This is a genomic window from Cytobacillus oceanisediminis, assembly GCF_022811925.1.
In the GTDB taxonomy this organism is placed as follows: Bacteria; Bacillota; Bacilli; order Bacillales; family Cytobacillaceae; genus Cytobacillus; species Cytobacillus oceanisediminis_D.
This window is the reverse complement of the sequence record NZ_CP065511.1, coordinates 2,750,981-2,763,709: the sequence shown is the minus strand read 5'-3', so window position 1 is coordinate 2,763,709 and position 12,729 is coordinate 2,750,981. Positions and strand designations below refer to the sequence as shown.

The 12,729-nt window shown below is 41.3% G+C and carries 12 protein-coding genes and 1 riboswitch; of the genes, 11 read left to right on the top strand and 1 reads right to left on the bottom strand.

The annotated features are described in order from the left end of the window. Positions 1–149 precede the first annotated feature (149 nt). The 9 genes from IRB79_RS13990 to IRB79_RS13950 all read left to right on the top strand — a co-directional run bounded on the left by IRB79_RS13990 (position 150) and on the right by IRB79_RS13950 (position 7,763). Positions 150–872, top strand: a complete 723-nt coding sequence (locus IRB79_RS13990) for a CBS domain-containing protein (RefSeq protein WP_243503081.1) — start codon at positions 150–152, stop codon at positions 870–872. Positions 873–1,020: 148 nt separating this feature from the next. Beyond that, positions 1,021–1,063, top strand: a riboswitch (PreQ1 riboswitch). A gap of 52 nt (positions 1,064–1,115) precedes the next feature. Further along, positions 1,116–1,775: a 7-cyano-7-deazaguanine synthase QueC gene (gene queC / locus IRB79_RS13985; RefSeq protein ID WP_243503080.1), complete on the top strand. Its 660-nt coding sequence runs from the start codon at positions 1,116–1,118 to the stop codon at positions 1,773–1,775. Between the two features lie 3 nt (positions 1,776–1,778). Beyond that, positions 1,779–2,255: a 6-carboxytetrahydropterin synthase QueD gene (gene queD, locus IRB79_RS13980; RefSeq protein WP_243503079.1), complete on the top strand. Its 477-nt coding sequence runs from the start codon at positions 1,779–1,781 to the stop codon at positions 2,253–2,255. Next, positions 2,248–2,979 carry a 7-carboxy-7-deazaguanine synthase QueE gene (gene queE / locus IRB79_RS13975; protein ID WP_243503078.1) on the top strand — a complete coding sequence of 244 codons (732 nt, stop codon included), beginning with the start codon at positions 2,248–2,250 and terminating at the stop codon, positions 2,977–2,979. Before queD ends, queE begins: the two co-directional genes overlap by 8 nt. Before the next feature lie 151 nt (positions 2,980–3,130). Next, positions 3,131–4,237 carry an ABC transporter ATP-binding protein gene (locus tag IRB79_RS13970; RefSeq protein ID WP_243503077.1) on the top strand — a complete coding sequence of 369 codons (1,107 nt, stop codon included), beginning with the start codon at positions 3,131–3,133 and terminating at the stop codon, positions 4,235–4,237. Next, the gene (locus IRB79_RS13965) at positions 4,227–5,030 is read left to right on the top strand and encodes an ABC transporter permease (protein ID WP_243503076.1); all 804 of its coding nucleotides are present in this window, start codon (positions 4,227–4,229) and stop codon (positions 5,028–5,030) included. The genes IRB79_RS13970 and IRB79_RS13965 overlap by 11 nt, the downstream gene beginning before the upstream one ends. After that, positions 5,030–5,833 carry an ABC transporter permease gene (locus IRB79_RS13960; protein WP_243503075.1) on the top strand — a complete coding sequence of 268 codons (804 nt, stop codon included), beginning with the start codon at positions 5,030–5,032 and terminating at the stop codon, positions 5,831–5,833. Before IRB79_RS13965 ends, IRB79_RS13960 begins: the two co-directional genes overlap by 1 nt. Next, entirely contained in the window at positions 5,830–6,903 is a 1,074-nt protein-coding gene (locus IRB79_RS13955; protein ID WP_243503074.1) for an ABC transporter substrate-binding protein, read from the top strand. Before IRB79_RS13960 ends, IRB79_RS13955 begins: the two co-directional genes overlap by 4 nt. 86 nt (positions 6,904–6,989) lie before the next feature. Further along, positions 6,990–7,763, top strand: a complete 774-nt coding sequence (locus tag IRB79_RS13950; protein WP_243503073.1) for a divergent polysaccharide deacetylase family protein — start codon at positions 6,990–6,992, stop codon at positions 7,761–7,763. Between the two features lie 526 nt (positions 7,764–8,289). On the opposite strand, the gene IRB79_RS13945 is transcribed toward IRB79_RS13950, so the two are convergent. Further along, complete coding sequence (locus IRB79_RS13945) at positions 8,290–11,352, bottom strand: efflux RND transporter permease subunit (protein ID WP_243503072.1); 3,063 nt, start codon at positions 11,350–11,352, stop codon at positions 8,290–8,292. Between the two features lie 173 nt (positions 11,353–11,525). On the opposite strand from IRB79_RS13945, the gene IRB79_RS13940 reads away from it, so the two are divergent. Beyond that, positions 11,526–12,404, top strand: coding sequence for a TetR/AcrR family transcriptional regulator (locus IRB79_RS13940; RefSeq protein ID WP_243503071.1), 879 nt, complete (start codon positions 11,526–11,528; stop codon positions 12,402–12,404). Between the two features lie 145 nt (positions 12,405–12,549). Continuing rightward, positions 12,550–12,702, top strand: a complete 153-nt coding sequence (locus tag IRB79_RS13935) for a lmo0937 family membrane protein (protein ID WP_221879184.1) — start codon at positions 12,550–12,552, stop codon at positions 12,700–12,702. The last annotated feature ends 27 nt before the right edge of the window (positions 12,703–12,729 follow it).

The window sequence follows — 12,729 nt, the reverse complement described above, 5'->3', positions numbered from 1 at the left end:
CCAGCTAAAGAATATAATATTCTATAATAGACTGAAAATTCTATTTGTGCAAATTATTCTTCTAGCAGGAGAACCAATATCTTCAAAGTTTATTTTGACCATCATTTTGGGAATAGAGGAGATACATTATTATTTAGGGAGAGATCATATTGGAAGCAGATATAGAAATAAACTTATCAGAAAGGTTTGAGGCTGCTTTTAACCGTATTCACAAGGCCTTAAAACAATCTGCTAAAAACGCCAGAACAGATAGATTTTATAAACTTATAGAAATTCAGAAAAATCATTCCCTGATTCGATTATATGAAGATGATTTGCATCAGTTTGCCAAGCTGCGCAATGCCATTGTCCATGAAAAAATAGACCTTGATTATTATATTGCTGAGCCTCATCTCGAGACGGTAGAGAAGATTGAAAGGATTGCCGGCCATTTTGAAAAGCCAAAAACCGCACTCTCCATAGCTGCAACTCCGGTTTTTTATTTTTATGAAGATGGCAAGCTAACGGATGTACTGGCCATAATCAACAAATTTTCACACTCTCAATTCCCAATTTACTCGAGAAAAGAGGAATATTCATGGCTATTAACTTCGGCAGATATCGTGAAATGGATGGCAGAGCACTTTACAGAAGAAACAATCCAGTTGAAAAAGGTGAAAATAAAAGAGCTTTTCAATAAGAAATCAAAGCATCAAATCTCTTTTGCCGGCAAAGATACATCTATCTTTGAATTAGAGGATATGTTTGAGGACTGCCGAAATAAAAATGAAAAGCTTGAAGGGATCATTGTAACCGAGAATGGAAAGCCGACTGAAAAACCAAAAGGCATCATAACAGCCTGGGACCTCCTGGAAGCCGATTCAGAAAATTAAAGTGCAAAAAAGGTGCAATGAACAGTTGCACCTTTTTTGCAGAAGTCTTTTGAATAATAAAACTTTTTTGCTGTATAAATTAAAACCTTCTAAAAAGCCAATAAAGATGATAATATAAACTGATAGTTCAATAGCAAAATCCGTGTATACGGTAGAGGTTCTAGCTACCCTCTTTAAAAAACTAAGGAAAACGGGTCTGCTTTCTTAGTGGTCCTGTTTTTCTATTTAAAGGAGAATTTTTATATGAAAAATGATAAAGCGCTCGTTGTGTTCAGCGGCGGTCAGGATAGTACAACTTGCTTATTCTGGGCAAAAGAACGTTTTGCAGAAGTGGAAGCAGTCACTTTTAATTATAATCAGCGTCATAAGCTGGAGATAGAATGTGCACAGCAAATAGCAAAAGAGCTGGGGATCAGGCACCATATTCTTGATATGTCCCTATTGAATCAGCTGGCACCAAATGCACTGACCCGAGATGAGATTGAAGTAAAGGATGGTGAGGAAGGCGAGCTTCCATCCACATTTGTGCCTGGGAGAAACCTTTTATTCCTGTCATTCGCTGGTGTACTGGCCAGTCAGATAAATGCAAAGCATATAATAACCGGGGTGTGCGAAACAGATTTCAGCGGCTACCCTGATTGCAGAGATATGTTTATAAAATCATTGAATGTCACACTTAATCTATCAATGGATGAACAGTTTGTGATCCATACACCTTTAATGTGGCTCAACAAAGCAGAGACATGGAAGCTGGCGGATGAATTGGATGCCCTTGACTATGTGCGTGAGAAAACACTGACATGCTATAACGGAATTCCGGCTGATGGCTGCGGTGAGTGTCCTGCATGCCATTTAAGGAAAAATGGCCTTGAAGTATACCTCAAAGAAAAGGAGGAGCTTTAAGCCATGTACGGTTTCAGGATTGTTGATAAACTTCAGAAGATTAATGAGGATATTAAACCCGATCAGCTGAAATACCACCATAAGCGTGTAATGGTCAGCAAGGAATTCACTTTTGATTCAGCCCATCATCTGCATTGCTATGAAGGCAAATGCAAAAACCTGCATGGGCACACCTACAAGGTGATTTTTGGCATAAGCGGATTTGTGGATAACAGAGGGTTAATGATTGATTTCGGCGACATTAAAGAAATCTGGAAAAACGAAATTGAAATATTCCTCGACCACAAGTATCTGAATGAAACGCTGCCGCCAATGAATACGACGGCAGAGAATATGGTTGTCTGGATTTATGAAAAAATGGCAGAAAGCCTCCAAAACAGAAAAGAGCAATATATCGGTGCAAGAGTCGAATTTGTGCGCCTTTTTGAAACCCCTACAAGCTATGCAGAAGCAAGAAGGGAGTGGATGGAGGTTGAGTAAAATCCCTGTTCTTGAAATTTTTGGACCGACCATTCAGGGTGAAGGAATGGTGATCGGCCAGAAAACGATGTTCGTCCGTACAGCAGGATGTGATTATTCATGCAGCTGGTGTGATTCCTCCTTTACCTGGGATGGAAGTGCAAAAGACAGCATCCGCCAAATGGAACCGGATGAAATCTGGAAGGAGCTCAAAGAGCTGGGCGGGGATGGATTTTCATTTGTGACCATTTCGGGCGGTAACCCAGCTTTATTAAAAAATTTGAATGAACTCATTTCTTTGCTGAAAGCGGAAAAAATTAAGGTCTGCCTGGAAACACAGGGAAGCCGATGGCAGGATTGGTTTTATGAAATTGATGAACTGACCCTTTCCCCAAAACCGCCAAGCTCAGGCATGAATACAGACTTTGATGTGCTCGATTATATTGTGAATAATCTTCAGACCAAAAGAATGGCTGACCAGCAGTTCTCACTGAAGATTGTTGTTTTTGATGATAAGGATTATGAATATGCCAAAAACGTTCATAAGCGCTATCCCGGCGTTCCGTTTTATCTGCAGGTGGGAAATGATGATACCGTTACAGCTGATGATCGAAATTTGTTGCAGAGACTGCTTGACAAATATGATTGGCTCATTGAAAAAACGATACATGACAGTGATTTGAAGGATGTTAAAGTACTTCCGCAGCTGCATACATATGTATGGGGCAATAAGCGCGGAGTGTAACATCTGTATAATCCCGCATCAAAGGGTGCGGGGTTTATTTTTGTTAAGGATATACGGCAATATATGACAGATTCCGATAAATTTATGATATTATACGTTTGAACTTAACAATACATAAGTACTGTAAATTTCTATAGATAGGGAGAGTTAGATGACAGATAACACCATTATTCGATTTAATTCCGTAACAAAAAGATATGATAATGATCCGCCAGTTTTAAAGGATGTCAGCTTTGAAATAGAACGCGGGAAGTTCTATACCCTTTTAGGGCCATCGGGCTGTGGGAAAACGACCATATTGCGATTGATTGCCGGCTTTACTGAACCTTCCGAAGGGGACATTTATTTTAATGGGCGAATAATAAATAATGTTCCAGCCAACAAAAGGCAAGTAAACACTGTTTTTCAGGATTACGCCCTTTTTCCGCATCTGAATGTGTTTGAAAATATTGCATTCGGTTTAAAAATCAAAAAAATGAAGAAAGCGGATATTGAGAGGAAAGTAAAGGAAGCGCTAAGATTTGTGAACCTTGAAGGCTACGAAAATCGTGAAATTAAAGAAATGTCAGGGGGACAGCGCCAGCGAGTTGCCATCGCGCGTGCCATTGTCAATGAACCAGAGGTCATTCTCCTTGATGAACCTTTATCCGCACTTGATTTAAAGCTGCGGACCGAAATGCAATATGAGCTGAGGGAACTGCAGAGAAATCTGGGCATTACTTTTATTTTCGTCACACATGACCAGGAAGAAGCATTAGCCATGTCAGATGAAATATTCGTGCTTAACAGCGGGAGCATCGAGCAAAGCGGAACTCCTACTGACATATATGACGAGCCGATCAATCGTTTTGTAGCAGATTTTATTGGGGAATCAAATATTGTTGCTGGAACGATGATCCAGGATTATCAGGTAAAGTTTGCCGGAAAATTATTTGAGTGTGTTGATGGGGGCTTTGAGCCAAATGAAGATGTTGAGATCGTCATCCGGCCTGAAGACCTGGCTATTACCGCACCGGAAGATGGGAAACTGAAGGTGCAAGTTGACTCCCAGCTCTTTAGGGGAGTCCATTATGAAATCAGCTGCTATGACAGTGATGGCAATGAGTGGCTGGTCCATTCAACCAAAAAGGCGACAGTCGGGGATCAAATTGGCCTTCATTTCGACCCCGAAGCAATACACGTCATGAGGCATGGGGAAACAGAAGAGGAATTTGATAAGCGTCTTGAAGCTTATGAAGAGGGAAGCCATGAGAACTAATTCCCGCAACTTTTATTTAATTCCTTATGTCCTTTGGATTGCCCTCTTTGTTGTAGCGCCATTGCTTCTTGTTCTGTACTATTCTTTTTTTGATATTGAAGGGCACTTCACTTTTGAGAATTATAGAAATTTCTTTACACCCGTTTATTTAAAAATGACCCTAAGCTCCTTTTGGTATGCCTTTTTAATTACGTTATTTTCATTGCTGATCGCTTATCCGACAGCCTATTTGCTTACTAAGACGAAACATAAGCAGCTGTGGCTCTTATTAATTATTCTGCCTTCGTGGATTAATTTGCTTTTGAAAGCCTATGCTTTTCTGGGCATCTTTGGAACATATGGTGCAGCGAATAGCTTTTTGGATGCAATGGGAATAGGGAGCAGGCAAATTCTATTCACTGATTTCAGCTTTATCTTTGTGTCGGTATACATCTTTCTTCCTTTTATGATCTTGCCGATATATAATTCTTTGGATGAACTGAATCCAACCCTTCTTGATGCTTCCAATGATTTAGGCGGGTCTTCCTGGGTTACATTTAAACGTGTTATTTTTCCTTTGACACTTGATGGGGTGAAAGCGGGATGCCAGATCGTCTTTATCCCTGCACTGTCATTATTCATGCTGACAAGGCTGATTGCAGGAAACCGTGTCATCACTCTTGGAACAGCCATTGAACAGCATTTCCTTGTGACACAGGACTGGGGAATGGGCTCGACCATTGCTGTATTCCTGATTATCGCAATGGTAATCATTATGGTGCTGACAGGCCGAAGAAAGCGGGGGATTCTATAATGAAAAAGAACAGGAAATGGCCGGCGTTTTATTTGGCTCTTATCTTTATTATCCTGTACGCCCCGATTTTTTACTTGATATTTTATTCATTCAACAGCGGAGGGACCATGTATCAATTCGAAGGTTTCACCTTGGATTGGTATCGGGAGCTGTTTGCTGATACCCGATTGCTCATCATTGTCCTTAATACCGTTATTATTGCCCTTTTATCTGCAGCGATTTCGACGATTATTGGAGTAGCTGGAGCACTTGCCATTTCCTATGCAAGAAAACGAAGAGTGAAAAACACGCTCCTATCTCTGAATAATGTGCTGATTGTCAGTCCGGATGTCATTATAGGCGCCTCGTTTTTGATTCTATTTACAATGATTGGGCTTAAGCTTGGATTTGTATCTGTTTTGCTTGCACACATAGCCTTTAGTGTTCCAATTGTCGTGCTGATGGTTTTGCCTAAAATAGAAGAAATGAGCACATCCATGATTTATGCAGCCATGGATCTTGGGGCAAGCAGGTTTGATGTGCTGACTAAAGTCATTCTCCCTTATATTACTCCTGGAATTTTCGCTGGCTTTTTTATGGCCCTGACGTATTCCCTGGATGATTTTGCGGTAACTTTTTTTGTTACAGGCAACGGCTTTACCACTTTGTCTGTTGAGATTTATTCACTGGCAAGAAGGGGAGTTTCTTTAAATATCAATGCTTTATCTGCTTTGCTTTTCCTATTTACAATTATTCTGGTTATAGGCTATTACTTTATTACGAAACGAAATGAGAAGCCTAATGGAATGGGGGTAAGGCAATGAAGAAGCTTGTCCAGGCGCTCGCCGCCGTATTAATTGTTTCATTTGCCTTGTTGTACATCGTTTCAGGGCTGAATTCCTCCCAGGGCTATACAAGCGGCAATACTTTGACCATTTTTAACTGGGGCGACTATATAGATGCAGACTTGGTGGAAAAGTTCGAGCAGGAAACAGGCATAAAAGTCATCTATGAGACATTCGATTCCAATGAAGCGATGATGACCAAAATTGAACAGGGCGGCACAGCTTATGATATTGCTGTTCCATCTGAATATGCGATTGAAAAAATGAAAGAGGAAGACCTGCTTTTGCCGGTCGACCATTCGAAAATTCCGAATCTGAAATATATAGATCAGCGTTTTATGGACCTGCCTTTTGATCCCGGGAATGAATATTCAATTCCCTATTTCTGGGGCACTGTCGGAATTCTTTATAACACGGATATTTTAGGTGATAAAAAAATCACAAGCTGGAATGATTTATGGGACCCTGAATTAAAGAACCAGATCCTGCTGATAGATGGGGCAAGGGAAGTTATGGGCATGGGTCTCAACAGTCTCCATTATTCGCTGAATGACAAAAATAGAGACCATTTGATCGAAGCTAAAGAAAAGCTCGATAGTCTTACTCCTAACATTAAAGCCATTGTCGGTGATGAAATCAGAATGCTGATGGAAAATGATGAAGCCGGCATTGGGGTGGTCTGGTCCGGCACTGCACAGGAGCTTATGTGGGAGAAGGATAATCTGGAATATGTACTTCCGGAAGAAGGCTCCAATCTTTGGTTTGATAATATGGTCATCCCTAAGACCGCCAAAAACCCGGAAGCTGCCCACCAGTTCATGAATTTCATCCTCGACCCGGAAAATGCGGCACAAAATACAGAATACGTTGGATATTCAACGCCGAATAAAGAAGCGCTGAAATATATGGACGAAGAAACAATCTCAGATGAACGATTCTATCCGGATGAAGAAATGACAGCCCGGCTGGAGGTTTATGAGAACCTCGGAAAAAGGATGCTTGCTTATTATAACGAGCTTTTCCTGGAGTTTAAAATGCATAAAAAATAAAGTACTGCCAGGATCAATTCCTGGCAGTTTTTGCATTGGAACTGTTTTAAAGATTCAGGGAATGCTAGCTCAAAGGAGGATGGAAAATGAAAATATTCATCAGCATATTTTTATTGATTTTTTCATTCGCAAGTATAGGAACTCCCATAAGTGCTGCCCCGCTAAAACCTGAATTGGCCATTGTCATTGACGATCTTGGAAATAACATGAAGGGAACAGCAGAAATGATGGAGCTGCCGGTGACCTTAACGGTTGCCATCATGCCTTTCATGCCAACGACAAAAGAAGATGCAGAACTGGCAAGTAAAAATGGGCATGAAGTGATCGTTCATATGCCAATGGAGCCGAAAAGAGGAAAGAGGAGCTGGCTTGGGCCGGGGGCCATCACAACAGATTTAACCGATGAAGAAATCCGCAGCAGGGTGGAGAGTGCCATTAAAGAGGTGCCGCATGCTGTCGGGATGAATCACCATATGGGTTCAAGAGCCACTGAAAATGAACGGGTCATGAGAATTGTCCTTGAAGTATGCAAAAAACACGGATTATTTTATCTCGACAGCAAAACAACCGGGAAAAGTGTCGTCGGTAAACTGGCAAATGAAATGGGTGTACCATATGTTGAAAACAATATTTTCTTTGATGACATATATACTACTGCCCATATCACAAAACAGGCAGACAGACTCGCTGAAAAACTGGTGAAAAATGAACGCATCATCGCAATAGGCCATGTCGGCATCACAGGAACAAAGATGGTTAATGTGCTTAAAGAGTATATACCTGTTTATAAAAAGAAAGCAGAAATAGTGCCGCTGTCAGAACTGATTCCAGGCTATGAACTTATTGACGAAGGACCATGAACAAAAGCGGCAGCGCCTTGATCAGCTGAACTTCAACTAAAAACCGCCACGTCCTGTGGCGAACGTTGAAGCCAGCACATCCTGTGCAAGTCCGACAGGCATATGACGAATCACGCAGGAAACCTCCCAAAGCAAGCTTTGGTCGGGCGATGTAACGCTGACGAAGCGTTCCTTGTCCTGATTTCTGGAGTGATTTGGCTTATGACCCGAGGGGCTAGGCGCTGGAGCTAGATGCAGATAACCTTTCCACAGAGTGATTCACACCGTTCCATCTTATAATTTCCTATAAATAAAATAAAGCTGCAAACCTCACCAGGTTTGCAGCTTTGTTCATGGTGTGTATAGAAGCGTTTTAATGGTGGTATAGGCGCCTGGCACCCAAAAAGGGTGGCCGCCCACATTCCGGTCTGGTTAGTCCCGCAACGAAGCGATGTTAGAAGAGGTGGGCGGCCGTGAATATAGTATATGCAGTGATAGCAAAAGGATGCAAAAAACCTCCCTGAATGCAGGAAGGTTTTGTATGATCTTATTGATCTTGAGTGGCATGGGTGTCTGGCACCTTTTTAAACGCAAGATACATCATCGGAACAATGATCAGGGTCAGGATGACCGAGAATGAGATGCCTGAGATGATGGTGATGGCAAGCGGCGTGAAGAGTGCGTCGCCGCTAACTGCAACAGGTATTAATGCAACAATCGAAGTGAGGGCAGTCAGGATAATTGGCCTGAATCTGACACGTCCAGCTTCAACTACTGCATCTTGAATGGACATTCCTGTTTTTAATCCCTGTTCCATAAATTCGATTAAAACAACAGAGTTCCGGACTACTATGCCTGTCAATGAAACCATGCCCATTACAGCAAGGAAACTGATTGGCGTTTGTGTAACGAATAAGCCAAGAATCGCACCGGCAATCGCCAGGTATACGGCAACTAACACAAGGAATGGCAGGCCAAGTGAATTAAATTGAAATGCGATCAGCAAATATACAAGGAAAATCACGATAATAAACAATACCGTTATTTCGGCAAAGAAATCATTCTGTGCCTGGTTTTCCCCGCCTAATGAAATGCTGTAATCTTTATCATTCATTTTTTCACGTTCGTCATCCACAAGATTTTGCACGGTTTCCTTAAAGGTTTTCTCATCCTTCGGGAAAGCCCTGATTGTAATGGCCCTTTCCCCATTAAGGTGAGGAATCCGCTGAATTCCCTTCGTTCTTTCTGCCTCAACAAGCGTGTCAGCGGAGATCAAAGCCGGAGGTCCACCCTGTGTGCTTTCCGCTGGGATTTCCAGCTTGGATAGGTCAAGTTCTGCACCTTTATCTCCAAGAAGGATACTCATATCTCTTTTGACAACACCATTATCAAAAGCTTTAAGCGATATCCCTTCAGTGGCCAGACGAATCTGCTCACTGATCTCGTTGACCGTTATCCCATATTCCTCCAGAAGCTCTCTCTTCGGTACGTATTTTAAAGTTGGTTCAGGACTGCCGATATTATCGACTACAAAATCAGCTCCTGCTTCATTCATTCCTCTAGAGAGGTTATCGCGGAGTTCCAGCAGTTTATCTAACTCTGGTCCTTTGACTGTTACCGTCACAGGTGCACCAGCAGGAGGCCCCTGCTGTATCGTTTCCATGAAAATTTCTGAATCGGGATATTCCTCTCTCAAAATGGGCGACCAGTCATCGATTAGCCCCTGTGCGGTCTGGTTCTCACGGTCTACCCGGGCAACAATCTGACCTGTATTGGAACCAGTCACATTAAGGGAGCTATTAAATAAGTTAGGCAAACCTGTCCCGGCAAAGACACTTGTTTCCTTCACACCCTTGTCGCTTAAAAGCATCTTTTCAATGTTCTCAAGTTCTTTGGCAGTCTCTTCAAGTGTTGTGCCGATTGGCAAAGACACATCGATCGTCACTTCTTCACGATCTGCAGCAGGGAAGAACTCAAAAGGCGTTAACACAGCAAGCCCTAAAATAGCTGTAGTAACAATCAATCCTAAGAAAGAAACAAGCTTAGGTTTCTTGGAAAAAGACTTTAAAAGATTGTCAGCATATAGATCTGCAGATTTATTCAGCGGCTTTCCCAATAAACCGGGTGCATCCGAAACTTTCCTGCTCGTTCTGCTGTACATCATGTAGCGCATCATTGGCACAAATATCAGCGCAACCAAAGTTGAAGCCAAAATGGTAGTTATCAGCACTGTTGGCAGCGCTCGGATAAATGCCCCATTCCCTCCAGATAGAAAGATAAGCGGCAGGAAGGTAAAAACAATCGCAAGGGAGGAGGTAACAATCGAAACCCAGATTTCTTTTGTCCCATTTATAGCTCCTTTTAATGCATTGTCTCCAAGTTTATACCGTCTTTGGATATTATCATTAACAACTATGGAGTCATCAACCAAAATCCCTAATGCGATTATGGCACCAATCACCGAAATCTGATTTAAATCAACTCCGGAAACCGGCAGGGGAATAAGCCCCATTAATACTGAAATCGGTATAGCCAGTGCAACAACGAATGCACCTGAAACAGTCAGGCCAAGGGCCGTTGTTAATATTACTGCAATGACTGAGATGGCAAGGGATAGAAACAGGCCGTCAAAAATCTCGTTGACGAGATTCGCCTGTGAATAATAATTCTCAAAAGTCACATTCTCAGGCAGGGATTTGCTGAGTTCCTCCGTTTTTTCGCTTACGATATCATTAACTGACGGAATATCCTGTCCTGCTTCCACAAATGCTGTGAATGAAATCGAAGGTTTGCCTTTAAATGTAACAATATCTTCTTTTTCCTTCTGAACAATTTCCACATTGCCAATATCACCAAGAACGACAGATTCACCCTGAGGTGTCTTTCCAACATATACATCTTCCATCTCATCCTCAGTCGTAAAATGATCCACTGTCAATTGAACGATTTCCGAATTTAATTCTTGTTTTCCTATTGGCGCAGGGTAGTATTCTTCATTTATTGCCTCGATCACATCAGGCAGAATGATGCCTTTTTCTTTTAGTGATTCAGGGTCAAGCTGTATAGCGATTTCTTCTTCAGCTAAACCTTTTATAGTTACACCTTCAACACCTTTTAACGATTCAACTTCTTCCTTCCAGCGCGCCAGTTCATCCTGTAAAGGAAGAAGGTTATCTATACTGTCACTTGTAAGATGGTAAGAAACGATTGGCATTTTTACATTCGTTTCATTAATTTCAGGCTCAAATGCTTCTTCAGGAAATCCGGCAGCAGCGTCTGAAACAGCCTGCCGGATATTGCTGAACACTTCTTTTTTGTCTTCTCCGTCAGATACGGTTACGATAATAGCAGAGAAGCCGGCAGCTGAAGATGAACTGATTTCTTCAATCCCTTCAATGGACTGCAATTTAGACTCAATGGGATTGGTAATATTTCTCTCCACACTGTCAACAGTCGCTCCGGGATAAACCGTATTTACCGTCCCGATATTAATGGCTGTTTCAGGAATTTCCCTTTGAGGGAGCTGTAAGAATGTAAAGGCTCCTACGATAATAAACAATAAAAACAAGATCAATATGATTTTGGATCGCTTAAGAATCCATTCCAGCATAAATTCTCCTCCTTTAGAATTGACTTTCGGGTCAAAATGAAAACAAAATACTTTTAACCTATTGAAAAATAAAGGTTTTTCTCCTGACTCAATAGTCATTTTGAAGTGTTTTGTTAATGGAGTCAAGAATGGATGTGCTGACGGACGAAAATCATTTATGAGGTGTTTAGGTTATGAATAAACGGGAAGCAATTTTAGAAACGGCGGTAAGCCTTTTTGCCGAGAAAGGGTACAACCAGACCTCCATGCAGGAAATCGCCGATGGGGTAGGTATTTCCAAGGGATCCCTATATTCTTTTTTTACTTCTAAAGAAGATCTGATGATATCGATTTATGAACATTATCAGCAGCTGGTATTTGAGAGGGTATTTATCATCGGTCTGGATGAAGATCTGCCGCCGCTTCAAAAGCTTGAGAAGCAATTTACAGTTCAGTTTGAAGGCATATTGGAATATAAAGCATATATGAAAATGCATATGAGGGGAGAAGCTGCCACAAATAATAAAAAAATTTCCGCTATGGAACACAGAATGAGAGGAAGGTTATTTTCCTGGCTGGAAAAGAGTCTAATCAGTCTTTATGGCGAAGAAGTCTCAGAATATAAATGGGATTTGATGTTCATGATCCAATCCATTTATCGGACCTATATGATGCTCATGGTTTCTGAAAAGGCGGAAATTTCACCAGCAAAAATAGGCAAACATATCGTTAGACAGCTCGAAGCAATGGCAAATGACTTTATCAGGGGAAACAGCCGTCCGATTCTAGATGAAGAGATGATGAAGGATTTTGCTGTTGAAATGGACAAAGAAGGTGCATTCATTTCTTTTGAGAAAAGGGAGCAGGCATGGAAGACATTTTATAGCAAACTTAAGGATTTGGAAAAAAGTGAAGCATCTGCAATAAAAGAAATTGCCAATCGCATATCAGAAGAAACAAGAAAATCCAGACCTGAAATGGTGGTAATAAAAGGACTATTCGCTTTATTAAAAGAGAACGGGGAAATAGCGGCTGCTGCAAAAGTGCTGGAAAATGAAATACTTTCTGAATAAAAATATCCATCCATTGCAAAACATAACATTGTCAGAACTGTAAAAAGTGCGGCAATGTTTTTTTTTGCATTTTTCATTTACTCATGAATTAGTCCTGATTGTTAGGGGTATGTAAATAATAAATCAACAGGAAGGGGTGAATTGCATGCTTTGGACTATAGCAGGTATTCTGCTTGTATTATGGATACTCGGGTTAATATTTAAAGTCGCAGGAGGCATCATTCATATACTGCTGGTAATAGCAGCGATTATCATAGTGGTAAACTTTATAAGAGGCCGTGCATCCGGCAGGGGATAGCTGAAAAAGCCTTCATCAAATGGAGGC

Excerpts from the sequence above, each read along its gene's own strand:
- IRB79_RS13950 (WP_243503073.1), top strand. The coding sequence starts at position 6,990 with ATGAAAATATTCATCAGCATATTTTTATTGATTTTTTCATTCGCAAGT.
- IRB79_RS13935 (WP_221879184.1), top strand. The coding sequence starts at position 12,550 with ATGCTTTGGACTATAGCAGGTATTCTGCTTGTATTATGGATACTCGGG.
- IRB79_RS13965 (WP_243503076.1), top strand. The coding sequence starts at position 4,227 with ATGAGAACTAATTCCCGCAACTTTTATTTAATTCCTTATGTCCTTTGG.
- queC (WP_243503080.1), top strand. The coding sequence starts at position 1,116 with ATGAAAAATGATAAAGCGCTCGTTGTGTTCAGCGGCGGTCAGGATAGT.
- IRB79_RS13960 (WP_243503075.1), top strand. The coding sequence starts at position 5,030 with ATGAAAAAGAACAGGAAATGGCCGGCGTTTTATTTGGCTCTTATCTTT.
- IRB79_RS13945 (WP_243503072.1), bottom strand. The coding sequence starts at position 11,352 with ATGCTGGAATGGATTCTTAAGCGATCCAAAATCATATTGATCTTGTTT.
- IRB79_RS13940 (WP_243503071.1), top strand. The coding sequence starts at position 11,526 with ATGAATAAACGGGAAGCAATTTTAGAAACGGCGGTAAGCCTTTTTGCC.
- queD (WP_243503079.1), top strand. The coding sequence starts at position 1,779 with ATGTACGGTTTCAGGATTGTTGATAAACTTCAGAAGATTAATGAGGAT.
- IRB79_RS13955 (WP_243503074.1), top strand. The coding sequence starts at position 5,830 with ATGAAGAAGCTTGTCCAGGCGCTCGCCGCCGTATTAATTGTTTCATTT.
- IRB79_RS13970 (WP_243503077.1), top strand. The coding sequence starts at position 3,131 with ATGACAGATAACACCATTATTCGATTTAATTCCGTAACAAAAAGATAT.